The organism is Enterobacter sp. SST3 (assembly GCF_000286655.1).
In the GTDB taxonomy this organism is placed as follows: Bacteria; Pseudomonadota; Gammaproteobacteria; order Enterobacterales; family Enterobacteriaceae; genus Enterobacter; species Enterobacter roggenkampii.
Genome location: NZ_ALNS01000016.1, coordinates 1 through 18,191, shown reverse-complemented (window position 1 = coordinate 18,191; position 18,191 = coordinate 1). Strand labels below are relative to the sequence as shown.

The 18,191-nt window shown below is 57.5% G+C and carries 19 protein-coding genes; 5 read left to right on the top strand and 14 right to left on the bottom strand.

All coding sequences use genetic code 11. The features are described from left to right. Positions 1-237: 237 nt before the first annotated feature. The 3 genes from B498_RS11320 to tssD are packed head-to-tail and all read left to right on the top strand — an operon-like array spanning position 238 to position 1,604. The gene (locus tag B498_RS11320) at positions 238-600 is read left to right on the top strand and encodes a tlde1 domain-containing protein (RefSeq protein WP_008501321.1); all 363 of its coding nucleotides are present in this window, start codon (positions 238-240) and stop codon (positions 598-600) included. After that, entirely contained in the window at positions 600-1,112 is a 513-nt protein-coding gene (locus B498_RS11325; protein WP_008501320.1) for a hypothetical protein, read from the top strand. Before B498_RS11320 ends, B498_RS11325 begins: the two co-directional genes overlap by 1 nt. After that, positions 1,113-1,604 carry a type VI secretion system tube protein TssD gene (gene tssD, locus B498_RS11330; protein WP_008501319.1) on the top strand — a complete coding sequence of 164 codons (492 nt, stop codon included), beginning with the start codon at positions 1,113-1,115 and terminating at the stop codon, positions 1,602-1,604. It begins immediately after the preceding gene. Between the two features lie 21 nt (positions 1,605-1,625). Here the strand turns inward: tssD and B498_RS11335 are convergent, their stop codons facing one another. Further along, entirely contained in the window at positions 1,626-2,252 is a 627-nt protein-coding gene (locus B498_RS11335) for a LysE family translocator (RefSeq protein ID WP_008501318.1), read from the bottom strand. Between the two features lie 47 nt (positions 2,253-2,299). After that, complete coding sequence (locus B498_RS11340) at positions 2,300-3,043, bottom strand: helix-turn-helix transcriptional regulator (RefSeq protein ID WP_008501317.1); 744 nt, start codon at positions 3,041-3,043, stop codon at positions 2,300-2,302. 151 nt (positions 3,044-3,194) lie between these two features. Here B498_RS11340 and B498_RS11345 point away from each other — a divergent pair, with 151 nt between their 5' ends. Next, entirely contained in the window at positions 3,195-4,565 is a 1,371-nt protein-coding gene (locus B498_RS11345; RefSeq protein WP_008501316.1) for an NAD-dependent succinate-semialdehyde dehydrogenase, read from the top strand. 42 nt (positions 4,566-4,607) lie between these two features. Here B498_RS11345 and B498_RS11350 read toward each other — a convergent pair whose 3' ends face one another. After that, positions 4,608-4,928, bottom strand: coding sequence for a hypothetical protein (locus B498_RS11350; protein ID WP_008501314.1), 321 nt, complete (start codon positions 4,926-4,928; stop codon positions 4,608-4,610). Next, a complete protein-coding gene (locus B498_RS11355; RefSeq protein ID WP_008501313.1) occupies positions 4,928-5,473 on the bottom strand; it encodes a YfaZ family outer membrane protein in 546 nt (181 codons plus the stop codon). Before B498_RS11355 ends, B498_RS11350 begins: the two co-directional genes overlap by 1 nt. A 411-nt stretch (positions 5,474-5,884) precedes the next feature. On the opposite strand from B498_RS11355, the gene B498_RS11360 reads away from it, so the two are divergent. Further along, positions 5,885-7,243: an esterase-like activity of phytase family protein gene (locus B498_RS11360; RefSeq protein ID WP_008501312.1), complete on the top strand. Its 1,359-nt coding sequence runs from the start codon at positions 5,885-5,887 to the stop codon at positions 7,241-7,243. A gap of 69 nt (positions 7,244-7,312) precedes the next feature. On the opposite strand, the gene yjiA is transcribed toward B498_RS11360, so the two are convergent. From yjiA to hpaH, 10 genes are all read right to left on the bottom strand, one after another. Beyond that, on the bottom strand, positions 7,313-8,266 hold the full coding sequence (gene yjiA / locus B498_RS11365; RefSeq protein ID WP_008501311.1) for a GTPase: 954 nt from the start codon (positions 8,264-8,266) through the stop codon (positions 7,313-7,315). 10 nt (positions 8,267-8,276) lie between these two features. Beyond that, a complete protein-coding gene (locus B498_RS11370; protein ID WP_003856610.1) occupies positions 8,277-8,480 on the bottom strand; it encodes a YbdD/YjiX family protein in 204 nt (67 codons plus the stop codon). Positions 8,481-8,576: 96 nt separating this feature from the next. Next, positions 8,577-10,730 (bottom strand): carbon starvation CstA family protein, encoded by a 2,154-nt coding sequence (locus tag B498_RS11375; RefSeq protein ID WP_008501310.1) that lies wholly within the window; start codon positions 10,728-10,730, stop codon positions 8,577-8,579. Between the two features lie 191 nt (positions 10,731-10,921). Further along, positions 10,922-11,839 (bottom strand): helix-turn-helix transcriptional regulator, encoded by a 918-nt coding sequence (locus B498_RS11380; RefSeq protein ID WP_008501309.1) that lies wholly within the window; start codon positions 11,837-11,839, stop codon positions 10,922-10,924. 177 nt (positions 11,840-12,016) lie between these two features. Continuing rightward, on the bottom strand, positions 12,017-12,529 hold the full coding sequence (locus B498_RS11385) for a 4-hydroxyphenylacetate 3-monooxygenase reductase subunit (protein ID WP_008501308.1): 513 nt from the start codon (positions 12,527-12,529) through the stop codon (positions 12,017-12,019). 17 nt (positions 12,530-12,546) lie between these two features. Beyond that, entirely contained in the window at positions 12,547-14,109 is a 1,563-nt protein-coding gene (gene hpaB / locus B498_RS11390; protein WP_008501307.1) for a 4-hydroxyphenylacetate 3-monooxygenase, oxygenase component, read from the bottom strand. A gap of 195 nt (positions 14,110-14,304) precedes the next feature. After that, the gene (gene hpaA / locus B498_RS11395; RefSeq protein WP_008501306.1) at positions 14,305-15,195 is read right to left on the bottom strand and encodes a 4-hydroxyphenylacetate catabolism regulatory protein HpaA; all 891 of its coding nucleotides are present in this window, start codon (positions 15,193-15,195) and stop codon (positions 14,305-14,307) included. Next, a complete protein-coding gene (gene hpaX / locus B498_RS11400; RefSeq protein ID WP_008501305.1) occupies positions 15,167-16,519 on the bottom strand; it encodes a 4-hydroxyphenylacetate permease in 1,353 nt (450 codons plus the stop codon). Before hpaX ends, hpaA begins: the two co-directional genes overlap by 29 nt. A gap of 21 nt (positions 16,520-16,540) precedes the next feature. Then, positions 16,541-17,338, bottom strand: coding sequence for a 4-hydroxy-2-oxoheptanedioate aldolase (gene hpaI / locus B498_RS11405; protein WP_008501304.1), 798 nt, complete (start codon positions 17,336-17,338; stop codon positions 16,541-16,543). Between the two features lie 9 nt (positions 17,339-17,347). Further along, positions 17,348-18,151 (bottom strand): 2-oxo-hept-4-ene-1,7-dioate hydratase, encoded by an 804-nt coding sequence (hpaH, locus tag B498_RS11410; RefSeq protein ID WP_008501303.1) that lies wholly within the window; start codon positions 18,149-18,151, stop codon positions 17,348-17,350. Positions 18,152-18,191 lie beyond the last annotated feature (40 nt).

The following is an 18,191-nucleotide window of genomic DNA, read 5'->3' as shown; positions in this document are numbered from 1 at the left end:
TAAGGATAGAGGCAAGTGAACCAAAAGTGCAAAACTGGTGAAAGGGTAGACGCAATCTCTGCCTGAACACACGGCTTTTATATAAAAATTATATACATCAAAATTATCTATTATTAATTTTTCTATATTTTTTGTGCTTATTTATTTTCGGACGTCATGTTTTGTGACCATCGTTGTCATTTTAACGCTCTTATTAGCCATAAGATAAAGGACTATTTATGAAAGGAGACGGTATTGATGACATGGGAGTATAAAGTTTCGACGGGGGTATTGAGCCATAATGGTGAGTTTGTTGCTAACTGCTACAGCGGTGCGGGTGAATCGAAAGATAAGCCAGAGTGTGAAAGTCAACGAAACAGAGGGCCTATTCCAAGAGGTATTTATTTTATCGCCGGGTGGAATAATCATAAAAGTGCAGAGGCCATTATTCTTGAGCCTATAGCCGGGACCAATACCTTTGGTAGGGATCATTTTCAAATTCATGGCGATAAAAAAGGTCAGCCACCAGGATCAGCATCAGCTGGTTGCATCATTATGAACGGCCAGGACAAACGTCATATGATTTATGATTCGGGTGATACAATACTGGTGGTGCGATAATGAAGTATATTATTGCGCTATTCTTCTTGTGCTTACCGATGGGGTTATTTGCCAAAAACCACACTCCTGAACAGATCTTGCAGATGATAAACGGCAAAGGCGCCAGGCATGTTGTTGCACAATTATATGCTAATGATAGCGATGAGTCGGAATGGTGGAATCATGTTATCCCAGAGATTAGCAAAGGAAATCAGAAATGGTTAGCTGTCGCGAGTGCGCTTGAGCCGGGCGTGGACGCCAGTACGGCTGAAGACTTAAAAGCAGCGCTTTCTGAAGCTATCCCACATAATCCTCAAGGTGTCTTAGCAATCTTAAAAGACGATAAACCATTACTCACTATTGAACAAATTTGCGCGTTTGATAATTTCCCCGAAACAGAGGCAGAAAGTAATAAGCTTTTTGTGGATTCAATCAGGGAGATGTTCAAAATAAAAAGCCCGCCGGGTAAAAGATGTCTCGCCGTTATGATATCAACTGTTGAACACTCTGTTCCATTCGATAAGGATATGTAAATGGCCATTCCGGGATATATGTCATTAACTGACGATGCAGGTAATAACATAAAAGGCAGCGTGAAAGTTAATGGTCGTGAAAACCAGATTGAGGTTTTAGGGCTCTATCATAACGTAAGCTATAATTCTGACCTGCATAATGGCAGAGCATTGAGCAAACGCCAGCATCGTCCCTTTCTGATTGAGAAAGAAATAGATGCCTCCAGCGTTTTTCTCTATAAAGCACTCAGCACGGGCGGTACGTTCAGAAAAGCGACTATCGACCTGTACAGAATCAATGATGCCGGTCAGGAAGACATCTATTTCACGATAACGCTGGAAGCGGTGAAGGTCGTCACGGTGTTTTCATTAATGCATGACGTGAAAGAGACTTACCATGAAAAACAGGGGCATCTTGAGCTTGTTTTGCTTCGTTATGAAAAGATAACCTGGCATTACCGTGACGGTAACGTTATTCACATGGATGACTGGGATTATCGGTTAGGGGCATAGAAAACGGCTGATAAGATTCTTTCATATCACCCGCCACAGCACCCACCCGCCAAACCCCATCAGCACCACCCCCGCCGTGCGCTCTATCAGCCACAGCGCACGGCTGAGCTTCTGTTGCACCGACGATAGCCCCATCAGCGATACCAGCGCCAGATCCCACGCCAGCACCACCGTCACCATCCAGACGCCGCACGTCGCCTGCTGAAGCAGCGTCACGTCCGGCCCCAGCAACGCCGTCATCAGCGCCAGATAGAACAGCGCGTTCTTCGGATTAAGCAGCGCCGAGCCGAGCCCCAGCAGGATCTGCTTGCGCAGCGAGGGGCAGCGCTGATGGGTTTCATGCAGCCTCATCGCCTGCGGTTGGCTTCGCACCAGATGCGAGCCGATCCACAGCAGGTACAGCGCCCCGCAAAGCTCTATCAGCGTAAACAGCCAGGCAAACTGGCGCAGCGCGCTCCAGCCGATAATCACCAGAACAATATAAAGCGCGTTACCCGCGGCGATGCCGACGCACAATCCGGCGCTGCCGCGCAGTCGGTAGCGCGCCGCGTAGCCCACCAGCAGGAAGAAGTCCGGCCCCGGGCTTAACAGGGCGACAAAATGCGCCAGCGCCAGGGCGAGAAAAGCGGAAGGGAAGAACAGTTCCATAGCAACCTCGGTTAACAATCTGAGGTCAGGCTACGGTGATGCCAACGTTATTTATTGTCAGATATTGATCGGCCCGTCGCGTACTGGCGCGGCGTGGCGGCGGTATAGCTGACGAAGGTCTTATGAAAATGGCTCTGGTCGGCAAACCCGCTCTGGTAGCCAACGTCGGCAATGTCGTCCCCGGCACGCAGTCGCGCTTTGGCGAACTCCACGCGGGAGATGTTGAGGAAGCTGCCCGGCGTCAGGCCGGTATCCTGTCGGAAGATGCGGATCAGCGTCTCCTTGCGCAGCGAGAATCGCTGGGCAAGTTCGTCAAGCGAAGGCGGTGCGGCCAGGTCGGCAAGAAACGCCTGCCGCACGTGCTGGCTGGTTGAGCGAAGCGCATCTGAGTTTGTCACGCAGCGGGGCAGGGCTGAAAGCAGCGTGTCCACGGATACAGGCGACATCGCCTCAACAATATCCAGGTAGCGCTTAAACAGCGCAGGGTCGCGAATCACCTGTAACGCCAGAGGAATATCGGTGTCGATATAGAGCATATGGTAGCTGCGCGGTTGCCCGGCGACGGGGTTGCAGCTGTGCGGCGCAGAGGCCGGGATCACAATGAGGTCCCCGGGGTTAAGGATGTATTCTCTGTCATGGCACACGCAGCAGGTCTGGCCATCCATAATCGCGCCGATAGAGAGCTGAGGGTGACTGTGACGTTTGTACGCCTGCGTGCTCTGCCACGTGCTGCGCAGCTCAAGGCCTGAGGCGCGGTGAAAAGTCTGCCGGATGTGTCGGGTATCGGTCATATGAACTCCTTCTGGACGTTTTTTATACCACGTCAGCGAACCGTCTTGCAGCGCTTCATTAAGAACCTTCCGGATATACCCAACTTTACGTCCACAGCCAGTCATGTTGACTACCCTTAATACCCTAAGCGGTAAAACAAGGAGATTCGACATGGCTTATCAGACAGTAAATCCTGCCACTAACCAGCTCATCAAAGAATACCCCTCGCATACCGACGCGGATATCGAAGCGGCGCTGAAGGCGGCCGATGCGCTTTACCATTCGGACTGGGCGAAAGGCGACATCAATCAGCGCCTGCCGGTGCTGCATAAGCTTGCCGACCTGATCGACGAGCGCACCGAGGAGCTGGCGAAAATTGCCAGCCAGGAGATGGGCAAGCTCATCGAACAGAGCCGTGGCGAAGTGAAGCTGTGCGCGCAGATCGCCCGCTACTACGCCGACAACGCGAAGCAGTTCCTGGCCCCGGTGAAGTATCAATCCGAACTCGGGGAAGCGTGGGTGGAACATCACCCCATCGGCGTGCTGATGGCCGTTGAGCCGTGGAACTTCCCGTATTACCAGCTGATGCGCGTTCTGGCGCCAAACCTGGCGGCGGGTAACCCCGTTATCGCCAAGCATGCCAGCATCGTGCCGCACTGCGCCGAGACCTTTGCCCACCTGGTCCGCGAGGCGGGCGCGCCGGAAGGTGCATGGACTAACCTGTTTATTTCGTCCGAACAGGTGGCGAACATCATTGCCGACGATCGCGTGCAGGGTGCCGCATTAACCGGCTCTGAAAAAGCCGGCAGCGTGGTGGCCGCGCAGGCGGCGAAGCACATTAAGAAATCCACGCTGGAGCTGGGCGGTAACGACGTCTTCGTAGTGCTGGACGACGCGGACCTGGACAAAGCCGTCAAGACTGGCGTGAATGCGCGCCTCAACAACGCCGGGCAGGTCTGTACCGCGGCGAAGCGCTTTATCCTGCATGAAAAGATTGCCGACACCTTCCTGAGCAAATTCACCGAGGCGTTTAAGCAGGTGAAGATTGGCGATCCGCTCGACGAAAGCACCACGCTGGGGCCGCTGTCGTCCAAAGATGCTCTGGAAACGCTGACCAAACAGGTCAACGAGGCGGTGAAAAACGGCGCGACGCTGCACTATGGCGGCAAGCCGGTGCAGCGTGAGGGGAGCTTCTTCGAACCGACGATCCTGACGAATATCTCGCGCGACAACCCGGCGTACTTCGAAGAGTTCTTCGGCCCGGTGGCGCAGATGTACGTGGTAAAAAACGACGACGAGGCGGTCGCGCTGGCGAACGACTCACACTACGGCCTGGGTGGGGCGGTATTCAGCCAGAATATCGAGCGCGCGAAGAAGATGGCGTCGCGGATTGAGACCGGGATGGTGTATATCAACTGGCTCACCGATACCGCGCCAGAGCTGCCGTTCGGCGGCGTGAAGCGCTCCGGTTACGGACGCGAGCTGTCGGATCTGGGGATCAAAGAGTTTGTGAACCAGAAGCTGGTGGTGGTGCATAAGTAAAAGGAAAAAAAAACCTGCCAGATGGCAGGTTTTTTTATGGGGTTATTGCACTTCGATCTTGTCCCAGCCGCTTTTGAACATGCAGCTGTCAACCAGCGTATCCCGGCGATATTCATTCGCGTCTTCAACCGTGTAGCTCGTGGAAATATCCTTTTTCTTTTTCGATTTGTCCGTTTTTTCCGAGCTCGAACCGGTCACCACGTTATCCGGGGGAAGATCGATCAGCGCCTGCGCTTCGCATTCCGTGAGCTTTTTATTCATTTCCGCATCGCTGACGCCCGGTTTCACCCATTTGTACTGGACGCAGCCGGTGAGCATCAGCGTGAGGCTCAGAACGCAAAGCGCGGTCATGCGGTGTTTCATCAGAAGGTGACTCCACCGCCTACATATGCGCCGTCAATCAGTGTGTGGCCAGGGCGGCCGTCCTTGCCATCAACGCTCACGTGGCGGTAGCCCACTTTCAGGGTCACAGGCGTAATTGGCGTCCAGCTTACGCCGCCGTTGGCTTCCACGTAGTTTTTCACGCTGTTGTTCAGCCCTTCTGGCGCCACGTAGCCTTCACCGTACACGTGGATGCTGTCGGTCAGGGCAACGTTCACACCGCCGCCGATCGGGAACGCCACGCCGTTATCGCCTTTCTTCGGGCCGATGTAAATGGCTTTGGCACCCGCATTCAGCATCACCGGGCCCACTTCCAGGTTGTAGCCTGCGCCCACGCCGCCGGTCTGGGTACCGTCATCGGTGTTTTTAAGCCAGTTGCTCTCGGCATACAGGCCGGATGAGGATTTCCCCATCTCGAGGTTGAGGTTGGTAAAGTTTTTACCCTGCTCAATGCTGCCGCCCATTGCCAGAGCGGAACCCGAGAGGGCGGTCAGAGCAGAAAGAAGAAGGATATTCAGTTTTTTCATGTTTTATGCCTCGTCATTAAATTCATCTGGGGGCACCTTAACAAGCGATGTTTATGACTGCAAATGTGATGAAGGTCGCTGTTTTATGCTGATATTGTTAACTTTTTTATTTGAAATGTTGCATTGATGTTTGATTGTCGAGGTGTCAACGCGTGATGTTTGGACGTTTAGGCACCGTTTAATTTTTTGACTAAACATAAACTGAACGAGGAAGGGATAGTGATTAGAGGTGAATTAATTGGGTTTCTAATAATTTCCAGAAGTATTTCAGATGTCACACAATACAACACAACCTTACATTTCAGGGCAATGAATATACGTTCACCCGCGCACGCCGGTTGCCTTTCTATGTCATTTTTCTGACACGTTTATTCTTTACGTTGTTGGCTTCACTCACTGGACACTAACAATATGAAAAGAAAAATTATTCCTGTGCTTATCGGTTGTGCGCTCTCTTTCTCTGGCCTGGCTGCGCAGCCTACCGCTGAGCGCTATATCGTCAGCTTCCCTGACGGCTCCCATGTGAAATACAGCGGCGCGTTTGCCGATGCGTTCCCGAACGGGCTCCCGGTGGGGATTGGTTCTGGCCTGCTGTTTACGGGCAAGCAGGGCGATGCCCTGACGTTTGCGACCGTGACCGATCGCGGTCCCAACGCCGATGCGCCAAAAATGGGTAAAAACGAAGCCAAAATCTTTGTTACGCCGGATTTCGCGCCGCTCCTGATGACCATCCGCGTCCAGAACGGCAAAGCGGAGGCGGTTGATGCCCGCCCGCTGCACGACGATAAAGGCGAGATTAACGGTCTCCCGCTGCAAAGCGGCGTGATTGGCTCCACCAATGAAGTGGCGTTCAGCGACACCCTCAAGATCCTGAAAGGTGATAACCGCGGACTGGATACGGAAGGCATTACGCCGGACGGCAAAGGCGGCTACTGGCTGTGCGACGAGTACGGCCCGTTCCTGATTAACGTCGACAGCAAAGGCAAGATCCTCGCGATCCACGGGCCGCAGGCCGCGGAAGGGGAAAAATCTATCGCGGGCGGTCTGCCAAACATCATCAAATGGCGCCAGCCCAACCGGGGCTTTGAAGGCCTGACCCGGATGCCGGACGGGCGGATTATCGCCGCCGTGCAAAGCACGCTGGACATCGACGGGAAGAGCAAAAAGCAGGCGCTGTTCACCCGTCTGGTGAGCTTCGACCCGGCGACCGGCAAAACCGCGATGTACGGTTACCCTATCGACAGCGCGGCCTACGACAAAAACAGCGATGCCAAAATCGGCGACATCGTGGCGCTCGATAATCAGCACATCCTGCTGATTGAGCAGGGAAGCGATAAAAACGACGGAATGCGTAACCTGATCTACAAGGTGGATCTCAGCAAGGCGAGCGATCTTTCCGCCTTTGACAAGCCGGGCGAGTACCCGGAGTTTGATGATGAGAAAACCCTGGCGCAGCGCGGCATTACCCTTGCGGCAAAAACGCAGGTGGTCGATCTCCGCGCGCTGGGCTGGCAGCAGGAGAAGGCTGAAGGACTGGCGCTGATCGACAGCAAAACGCTTGCGGTGGCGAACGATAACGACTTTGGCGTGAAGGTCGCGATGCAAAACCCGGTCGAGGGCAAGAAGCTTAAGGATTACCGGGTGAACGCGGAAGGCAAGCTGACGCTGGAGGATAAACCGGTGGAAACCACGCTCAGCGTGAAGCCGCTGAAGAAGCCGGAGTCCGACAGCGAGTTATGGATTGTGACGCTGCCGGAGGCGGTGAAATAAGTTTACCGCTCACCCCTCTCCCCGCAGGGGAGAGGGGGATTGTTCGGAGCGCATAGTTAAGCGGGGAGGCTATTTCTTCAGCCCCGCAAACGCCGCCCGAATTTCCTCCTCCGGCAGCTGGATGCCTATAAACACCATCACGCTGTGCGGCGCTTCATCGCCCCACGGTCGGTCCCAGTCGGCGCTGTACAGGCGCTGCACGCCCTGGAACAGCAGGCGGTTCGGCTCGCCGTCAATCCACAGCATCCCTTTGTAGCGCAGCAGCCTGTCGGCAAACGACAGCAGCAGGTTCTCCATCACGCGGGAGACCTCGCTGATGTCCACCGGGTAATCCAGCTCCACCACAATCGACGCCACGTCGTTTTGCTTGTCGGACATAAAGTGGAAGCGCGGTTTTGTGGTGACGTTCTCTTCCAGCATAAAGCCGCTGGTGTTGAACAGCTGAGACAGGTCGATATCGCCGTGCGTCACCGTGTAAATCGGCGCGCGGGAGTTGATGCGCGTCAGGCGCTCGCGAAGCTTTACACTTTCGCTCGCCACGTCGGTTTTGGTCAGCAGGATGCGGTCGGCGTAGCCCACCTGAGACTGGGCGATGGTGAACTGGTTCATCTGATCGTCGGCGTGGACCGCGTCGACAAGGGCAATCACGCCGTCCAGCAGGTAGCGCTGGCAAAGGATCTCGTGAGAGAAAAAGGTCTGAATGATCGGGCCGGGGTCGGCCATGCCGGTGCACTCGATCACCAGGCGGTCAAAGTCGATTTCCCCGCGATCGCGGCTGTCGAGCAGGTCCAGCAGGGCATCTTCCAGCTCGTTAGAGCGGGTGCAGCAGATGCAGCCGTTAGTCAGGGTTTTGATCTGCGTGGCGCGATCGCCAATCAGCTGGTCGTCTACGGAGACTTCGCCAAATTCGTTTTCGATGACGGCGATTTTGAAGCCGTGCTGCTTGTTCAGGATGTGGCGCAGCAGGGTGGTTTTACCGGCGCCGAGGAAACCGGTCAGCAGGGTAACGGCAATCGGGGTCATGGTCTCTCCTTTAGCAGCAGCGGACGCCGCCTTCTCCACTTCCGCCGTAGCGCGCTTCCTGGCGCTCGCGGAAGAATTCGGTGTAGGTCATGTACGGCTTATCCGGATGGTTGGTCTTCATATGCTCAACGTAGTTGTCATAGTCCGGGATGCCAATCAGCATTTTCGCCGCCTGACCGAGGTATTTTTTTGCTTCGCCTAAGTTACCAAACATAACGTGTCCTGATAAGAAAAAGCCCGGTGGCGCGCAGCGATCCGGGCCTACAGTACCGTTGTAGGGCGGGTCAGCGCAGCGCCGCCCGCCATTGTTTTAGTGGTGTGAAGAGGTCTTCACGCCGCCTTCCGGTACCGGCACGTACGGGGTTTCTTTATCCGTGCGGCCATCGATGTTGCGCACTTTCATCCAGGTTTTGATGCCGTAGAAGATGATGCTGTACACCACCACCAGGAACAGAATGCTCAGACCCGCGTTGGTGTAGTTGTTCACCACAATATGGTTCATGTTGGCAATCTGCTGCGCGGTTAAATCCGCGCCGCCTGCGGCAATCTTCTCTTTGTACTGGTTAGCCATGAAGAAGAAGCCTTCCAGCTGCGGGTTGGTGCTGAACAGCTTCAGACCCAGCGCCCAGGTGGTGCAGAGCAGCAGCCACAGCGCAGGCACCACGGTAACCCAGATGTATTTGGTACGTTTCATCTTCACGAGGACCACGGTACCCAGCACCAGGGCCACGGCCGCCAGCATCTGGTTAGAGATACCGAACAGCGGCCACAGGCTCTTCACGCCGCCGAGTGGGTCAACCACGCCCTGATACAGCAGGTAACCCCACAGGCCTACGCAGCCCGCGGTGCCGAGTACGCCCGCCACCAGAGAGTCGGTTTTCTTCAGGAACGGCACGAAGTTACCCAGCAGATCCTGCAGCATGAAGCGGCCCGCACGGGTACCGGCATCCAGCGCGGTGAGGATGAACAGCGCTTCGAACAGAATACCGAAGTGGTACCAGAAGCCCATGTCCGCCCACGGCAGCACTTTGTGGAACACGTGTGCGATACCTACCGCCAGCGTCGGTGCACCACCTGCGCGGTTCAGCACGGACGGTTCGCCGATGTCTTTCGCGGTCTGCATGATCTGCTCAGGCGAAATCACAAAGCCCCAGGAGCTGACGGTCGCCGCCGCGTGTGCGCTGGCCTCTTTCAGCTGCGCCATGATCAGCGCGGTATTTTCGCCGCCCATCTCATGCAGGTTAGGCATGGTGATGCCCAGACCCGCTGGTGGCGTGTTCATCGCGAAGTACAGGCCAGGCTCGATAATCGACGCCGCAACCAGCGCCATGATCGCCACGAAGGACTCCATGAGCATTGCGCCGTAACCGATGAAGCGCGCGTCGGTTTCATTGGCCATCAGCTTCGGCGTGGTGCCGGAGGAGATCAGCGCGTGGAAGCCAGACACGGCACCGCAGGCGATAGTGATAAACAGGAACGGGAACAGGGCGCCTTTCCACAGCGGACCGGTACCGTCAATGTACTGGGTTACCGCCGGCATTTTCAGCTCAGGGTTGATGATCACAATCCCGATGGCCAGCCCGACGATCACGCCGATTTTCAGGAAGGTCGCCAGGTAGTCGCGCGGAGCCAGAATCAGCCACACCGGCAGCAGGGCAGAAACGAATGCGTAACCGATCAGCGCGAAGGTGATGGTGGTGTCTTTAAAGGTCAGCGCCGGGCCCCAGTACGGGTCGTGCGCAATCACGCCGCCGAAGTAGATGGAGGCGACCAGCAGCACGATACCGATCACCGATACCTCGCCAACGCGGCCAGGGCGCAGGAAGCGCATGTAGATGCCCATAAACAGCGCAATCGGTACGGTAGAGCAGACGGTGAAGACGCCCCACGGACTTTCGGCCAGCGCTTTCACCACGATCAGCGCCAGCACCGCAAGGATGATGATCATGATCAGGAAGCAGCCAAAGAGGGCGATGGTGCCCGGCACGCGGCCCATCTCTTCTTTGATCATCTCACCCAGCGACGAACCGTTACGGCGCGAGGAGATAAACAGCACCATAAAGTCCTGCACCGCACCCGCCAGCACCACGCCCGCCAGCAGCCAGAGCGTACCCGGCAGGTAGCCCATCTGCGCGGCCAGTACCGGGCCGACCAGCGGGCCAGCGCCTGCGATGGCGGCAAAGTGGTGACCAAACAGCACGTAGCGGTTGGTAGGCACGTAGTTCAGGCCGTCATTGTTAATGACCGCCGGGGTGGCACGCGTCGGGTCGAGCTTCATGACCTTCTGCGCGATGTATAAGCTGTAGTAGCGATAAGCCACAAGGTAGACGGAAACCGACGCGACCACGATCCACAGGGCGCTGACGTGTTCGCCCCGGCGTAATGCGACAACCGCCAGACAGAAAGCACCGAGGATCCCGAGTAAGGCCCAGGGCACGTGCTTCAGTAGTTTTTTAGTATCCATAGTAAGACCTGGTTTTTTATGTAAAGAAAAAAGGGTCAGGGTTCGTTGTGAGGAGGTATTGATTAATGCTGGAGCGATCGTGCCAGATCCCCGCGCGCGTAAAGGACGGTAAATGAATGAGTGGTTGAAAGTGCCGGGTGAGCGGTCAAAGGCGGCGACGAGCGGTTTCGGCGCGCCGCCAGAGGGCGAAATTATGTGATTGAGATCACTTGATTATTCGGGTTGCGCTCCACGGCCAGATAGCTCTCCAGCGTCCTGATGAGTTTCTCCTTCAGCCAGCTCGGTTCCAGGATCTGAATATGGGGGAGCCAGTAGAACAGCAGCGGCAGGATCTGGTTCTCGTGAGCCGCCTGGCAGCGCAGCGTGACGCCGTCCTGCTGCTCCTCCAGCAGCTCCTGTTCCGGCAGAAGATCCCGGCGCAGGAAGTAATGTGAAATATTATCTTTGATGAATATTTTCACCGCGAAAGTATCTTCGGACACCCAGGGGTCGAGGCTTTTCTCCAGCAGCTCAAGAACATTTTCTTCGGGAGTGAAGGTCGTTTTCTGAATATCAAACCAGCTAATCTGGCTCAATGAGAAGGATTTCAGCCGGCTATTTTCGGTGGCTTGTAAATACCATATATTTTTTTTGTTAATGAGTTTATAGGGATTAATCAGGCGGGTTTTACCCTTATAAACGATCTGGCAAACATTATGGTTTTTAATCGATTTCTCGATTTTCGTTAAATGACGGCGAATATCGCGTTCTACCGTATGTTCCGCTTCATTGCCAAGAATAAGAATATGGTTTTCGTCTACGCGCGTTTCAAGCTTTTGCCAGAATTCCATATTTCTTTCAGGGAAAAAGCTGTCGGCATTCAGAAAGTTAGCCAGAGTGTGATGCAATCCTTGCCCACCTGGCGATTGTGCGGAATGAATCAGCCGATATAGACCGTTACCGGTATGTTCAACAATGGGCGAGAGGGCATTTAAATCCCGGTAGACGGTGCGTTCGGTAATTTTAAATTTCTCCATTAGCGCACCGCGGTTTACCACACCGTTTAAATGTAGCTCAAGGAGAATATCGACCAGACGTTCAGCCGAGCGGCTCCGCGTCGTTTTAGCCATAAGGTCATCCTGTATATATAGGTATGCGCTGAATGATGCGGGTGCACTGACAGGCGGCGTCAGTATTCAGGCACAGAAAATTTCTCTTATGGGTATATAACGGCGTGATTTAGCGGAAACCTTAGGAGTTTTTGCAGAAAGCGGCGCTGGCCGGAAAAAAGGCCAGCGCGAGGGGGGTCACACGGCGACTTCCGTCTCCAGCATGACCGGGTGGAAGCGGCGCCTGAAGTAGATCAGGCCGTGGCCCGCGTCACTCAGAATGATGTTTTTAATTTCAACCAGATAAACCAGATGCGTGCCGATGGTTTGCACCTGGCTTATTTCGCCTTCAAGGCTGGCCAGCGCGCCCTTGAGTACCGGCTGCGCCAGCGGCCCTTTCTGCCAGCAGGAGAGGGCAAAGCGCTCTTCCATCGCCATACCGGTCATCCCGGCGAAATGGCGCGCCATGATCTCCTGCTCGTGGTTCAGCACGTTAACGCACAGCCTGCCGTTGCCCTGGAATACCGGGTTCATGGCGCTGTTGGCGTTGATGCACACCATGACCGACGGCGGGGTGTCCGTGACCGAGCAGACGGCGGTGGCGGTGATGCCGCAGCGGCCCGCCTCGCCCTCGGTGGTGACCACGTTAACCGCCGCCGACAGGCTACTCATTGCGTCGCGAAAACGCAGGCGTTGTTCATCTGAATGCATTGCAACCTCCCGCTGCGCTATTTCAGCAGCTTGTCCAGCATGTTGATATCGCTGTTGTTGTGCAGGTGTGGCACCGTCCAGCCGTGTTGGTCGTATTCGGACATACAGCGGTCGACCATCGCCATCATCTTGTCCATATTGCCGGAGCTCTGCGCCTGGCGCAGACACTGCAGGCGAATTTCATCCTGGCTGCCGGAGTAGTTAATTTCGTACAGCTCGTGACGGCCGCCAAACTCGCTGCCGATGGCATCCCACATCAGCTTCAAAATCTTGATGCGTTCGACGTGGTCCATGCCGTTGGAGCCGCGCACGTATTTCGCCAGATACTGGTCGATCTGCGGGTTGTTCAGGTCCCGCGCGCTGGACGGCAGGTAGATCAGCCCGGAGGTGACGTTACGCTCGATGATGTTCTTGATCTTGGCGTAGGCCATAGGGGCCATCACGCGGTAGGTCTGCAGCGCGGCGTGATCCGGCAGATACGCACCGTTGACCCACGGGGTGGCTTCGGAACACATGGAGTCGCTCAGCGCCCAGAACATGTTGCGCCAGGCCACCACTTCGCCGAGATCCGCCTGCACGCCGCGGAACTCCAGGGTGCCGGTACACTCCAGGGATTTCTTCAGCAGGGCGGTGATGAAGTCGAGCTTCACCGCCAGGCGCACGCAGGCCTGCAGCGGGTACATGCGGGCGAAACCGCCTTCCATCGTCCAGCGGCGGCAGCGGTCGAAATCGCGGTAGATCAGCACGTTTTCCCACGGGATCAGCACGTGATCCATCACCAGGATCGCGTCGTTTTCGTCAAAGCGGCTGGAGAGCGGGTAGTCGTAAGGGGAGCCGGTTGCGCCTGCCACCATCTCGTAGGAGGCGCGGGAGATCAGCTTCACGCCCTCGGCGTCCATCGGCGCGACGAACATCAGCGCGAAGTCTGGGTTTTCGCCCATCACCTGCGCGGAGCCGAAGCCGATCATGTTGTAGTGGGTCAGGGCGGAGTTGGTGGCCACCACTTTCGCGCCGCTAACGATAATCCCGGCGTCGGTCTCTTTCTCCAGCTTGATGTAGACGTCTTTCACCTCGTCCGCCGGCTTGTGGCGGTCGATCGGCGGGTTAACGATGGCGTGGTTGAAGTACAGGCCGGTTTCCTGAATGCGGGTGTACCAGTTGCGGGCGTTCTGCTCGAACTGGCCGTAGAAGGCCGGGTTGGCGCCCAGCGCGCAGCCGAACGCGGCTTTGTAGTCCGGCGTGCGGCCCATCCAGCCGTAGCTCAGGCGCGACCACTCGGCGATGGCGTCGCGCTGCTGGCGCAGGTCGTCGGCGCTTTTCGCCACGCGGAAGAACTTGTGGGTATAGCCGCCGCTGCCGGTGTCGGTGCCCCAGCACAGCGTGTCCTGCATGTCCGGCTTGTGCAGCGCGTCGTACATCTGCGCGATGGAGGCCGCCGCATTGCGAAACGCCGGATGGGTGGTGACGTCTTTGACGCGCTCGCCGTAGATGTAAATCTCACGCCCGTCCTGCAGGCTTTTTAAATACTCTTCACCGGTTAACGGGCGTTTGGCGTCTGCGCGGAACTCTTCAGGCTTCATAGGGACCTCGTATCGGAATTGTGTTGTTAAATTTATGTTTTGTTTTTGTTGTTTAATTGAAGCCTGAGAGGGGCGTAACGTGAAGGGACGATTGGGACAACGACGGGTACTTTTCGGGTGGGTTGTGGTTTTGTGATCTGTGCGGCTTTTCGGCGGGTGGCGCTGCGCTTACCCGCCCTACGAACCGTGATGCCTTCAGGAAACCGGTACTTTCTGGGCCCGGTATGCGCTCGGCGAGCACCCCACTAAGCGATTAAAAAAGCGGGCGAAATAGGCCGGATCTTTGAACCCCAGCTGCCAGGCAATCTCGCTGACGGTGCTGTCGGAGAAGAGCAGCAGGCGTCGGGCCTCGCGCAGCTGGCGGTCGAAGATCAGCCGTTTTGGCGGGCGGTTGGCGAAGCGGCGACAGATATCGGTCAGGCGGGATTCGGTCAGGTGCAGCTCGCTGGCGTATTCCGGCACCGTCCAGTGCTGGTGGTAGTGGGTGTCGATCAGCTGGGTAAACCGCTGGAACAGCTTCAGCTCGCCGCGCATGCCGCCTGACGCGTGGTCGTCGAGCTTCGCGTTGCGCAGCAGCAGGGTAAACACCGCCTGGGCCAGCAGGACCAGCGTATGCTCGCGCCCGGGCAGCTGCTCCGTGGATTCCCGGGCAATCAGCTGCCAGTAGTGCTTCAGCGCCGCCAGCTCGTCCGGCCTGTCGGCAAGCGAAAGGCAGATCCCCGGCAGGCCAAACGCCTCCCGCGTGCCGGGGTAGAGCACCTCCAGCAGCGGCCAGATCAGATCCTCGCGCACCGTCAGCACGTGTCCGTCGCTGTCGGATTCGGTGATAAACGCGTGCGGCACCGACGGCGGCGTGAGGACGAACAGCGGGGCCTGCACCGAATAGCGGTGATCGTCGAGCTGGAGCTCAATCTGCCCGGTATCGAGAAAGTGCATCTGAAAGTACTGGTCGTGACGATGCGCCTGCATGTCGCGGCCAAAAAAGGCCGCCATGCGGGCGAACGACTGGTAGTGCACATCGTCGGTGCCCAGACTTTCGTCGTACTCCTTGCTGATATCAATGTTGGCGATAGGGCTCTGGCACACGATCGTTCCTCTGTTGATCCCGCTGCGTCATCGGAATACGCGTCAGCACCAGCGCGCCGACCACCAGCAGCCCGGCCACAAACCACAGTCCCGAGCTGAAGCTGCCGGTCGCGTCGCGCAGGATCCCAATCAGCAGCGGGCTGACGGCGGAGCCGACGTTGCCGATGGCGTTGATCACCGCCAGCGCCACCGCGCGGGACTGCAGGCTAATCACCCGATCCGGCGTGGTCCAGAATATCGCCATGGCGGTAAACGATCCGGTTGAGGCCATGATGATGCCAAGCAGCTGGATCAGGCTGTGATCGGTCGCGGAGGCCAGCATCCATCCCGCCGCGGCGAACAGGTACGGCAGGATGGTGTGCTTTTTTCGCTCTTTCAGCCTGTCGGAACGGCGGCTCCACCAGACCATCCCGAGGATGGTGCAGAACTGCGGGATCGCCGCCAGCAGGCCGATGACGATGTTGCTGCTCCCCGTGTTGAAGCTTTGCAGGATTTGCGGGGTCCAGATGTTGATCGCGCTCAGCGTATTGGTCAGGCAGAAGTAGGCCAGCGTGTAGAGCAGTACCGCCGGGGTCAGCACCTCGCGCAGCGTCGAACGCGGCGTGACGGATTGGGCAATCGCGACCTCCTGCTCGCGGGCGATCATCGTTTTGAGCGCCAGCTTTTCGTCCTCATCCAGCCAGGTGGCCTGATCCGGGGTGTCGTTGAGGTAAAACCAGGTCACCACGCCGAGCACCACCGACGGCAGACCCTCCAGCAGGAACAGCCACTGCCAGCCCTTGAGGTTCCACAGCCCGTCCATCGCCAGAATGTACCCGGAGAGGATTGAGCCGAGCATCATGGTGACCGGCATGGCAATCATAAACAGCGCGTTGGCGCGGGCGCGGTGATAGGCCGGGAACCACCAGGTGAGGTAGACCAGAATCCCCGGCAGGAAGCCGGCTTCGGCAATGCCCACCAGCATGCGCAGGACGTAGAGGGTTTCGGGGCTGGTGGCGAACATGGTGCAGGTGGAGGCAATACCCCACACCACCATGATCCCGGCGATCCAGCGGCGCGCGCCGATCTTCGCCAGCATGATGTTGCTCGGGATCCCGCACAGCACGTAGGTGACGTAAAACAGCGTCGCGGCCAGGCCAAACATGGTTGACGTGAGGCCCAGATCTTTGCCCATCGTCAGCCCGGCGAAGCCGATGTTGATGCGATCGAGAAACGAGAAAACAAACAGGATAAAGAGAAAGACGATCAGGCGTCGGAACAGCTTGTGAATGACGCGGTGTTCAACGGCTTTATTATCATGGGCTTGCAGGGTAGAGGTCGTCATGGTGCGCTCCAGATCTTACGTTTAGTAGACGGATTTATTGTTATTAACTGACGTAACCGGTTTTTCGATAAAGCGTGCCGCCAGCGCTTCCGCGCCGCGGGCGAGCAGGGTCGTGTCGACCCCGACGGCGACAAACCGCGCGCCGAGTTCAAGATAGCGTTTTGCCAGCGGCTCGTTCGCCATCAGGATGCCGGGGGCTTTACCCGCAGCGCGTATCTGTGCGATCGCCTGTTCAATGGCGGCCTGCACCTCCGGGTGCTGAGGATTGCCGGCAAAGCCCATGTCGGCGCTGAGATCCGCCGGGCCGATAAACACGCCGTCGACGCCGTCCACGTCCAGGATCTGCGGCAGGTTTTTCAGCGCCTCGCGGGTTTCGATCTGCACCAGCACGCACATGGCGTCGTTGGCCTGCTGCAGGTAATCCGGAATGCGGTTCCAGCGCGATGCGCGCGCCAGGGCGCTGCCGACGCCGCGAATGCCCGCGGGCGGGTAGCGGGTGGCACGTACCGCCTGCCGCGCTTCGTCGGCGTTTTGCACCATCGGCACCAGCAGGGTTTGCGCGCCCACGTCCAGCAGCTGTTTGATCTGCACCGGGTCGTTCCACGACGGGCGGACCACCGGCTGGCTGGGATAAGGGGCGATGGCCTGCAGCTGGGTCAGGACGGTCTGCACGCTGTTCGGCGCGTGCTCGCCGTCGATCAGCAGCCAGTCGAAGCCTGCTCCGGCCAGCAGCTCCGCGCTGTAGCTGCTGGTCAGCCCCAGCCATAGCCCAATTTGCGGGCGGCCCGCCTGCAGCGCCGCTTTGAATGCGTTTTGCATGGTTATCTCCTAGACAAAGCGGCAGCTGATGGAGCCCATGTTGCCGTAGTCGACGTGGAAGGTGTCGCCTCTGCTGGCGGGCACCGGGCGGGTAAACGAGCCGCCGAGAACGATCTGGCCAGGCTCCAGCTGCACGTCATACGGGGCGAGCTTGTTTGCCAGCCACGCCACGCCGTTGGCCGGGTGGTTAAGGACGCCTGCGGCAACGCCGGTCTCTTCGATCACGCCGTTGCGGTAGAGCAGGGCGGAGATCCAGCGCAGGTCCAGCTCGTCGGGTTTGACAGGACGGCCGCCGAGGATCACGCCCGCGTTGGCGGCGTTATCGGAGATGGTGTCGAACACCTTGCGCGGGCGCTGGGTGTCCGGGTCAACGTTGTGGCAGCGGGCGTCGATCAGCTCCAGCGCGGGGATCACGTAGTCCGTGGCGTTATAGACGTCGAAGATCGTGCAGTTCGGGCCGCGCAGCGGTTTTGCCAGCACGAACGCCAGCTCCACTTCAATGCGCGGGACGATAAAGCGGTCAACCGGGATGTCGCTGCCGTCGTGGAAGAACATGTCGTCCAGCAGCGCGCCGTAGTCCGGCTCGCTAATCTGCGAGCTGGCCTGCATCGCTTTGGACGTCAGGCCGATCTTGTGGCCCTTCAGCACGCGGCCTTCGGCAATTTTCAGGCTGACCCATTCGCGCTGGACGGCGTAGGCGTCGTCGATAGTGATCGTCGGGTAGTCGAGGGAGATCTGGCGGATCTGCTCCCGGGACTGCTCCGCCTGATGCAGACGATGGGCGATCAGGGTATGGGTGTGTTTATCGAGCATGGCGTATCCTTTATGCGGCTGTTGCCGGGTGGCGCTGCGC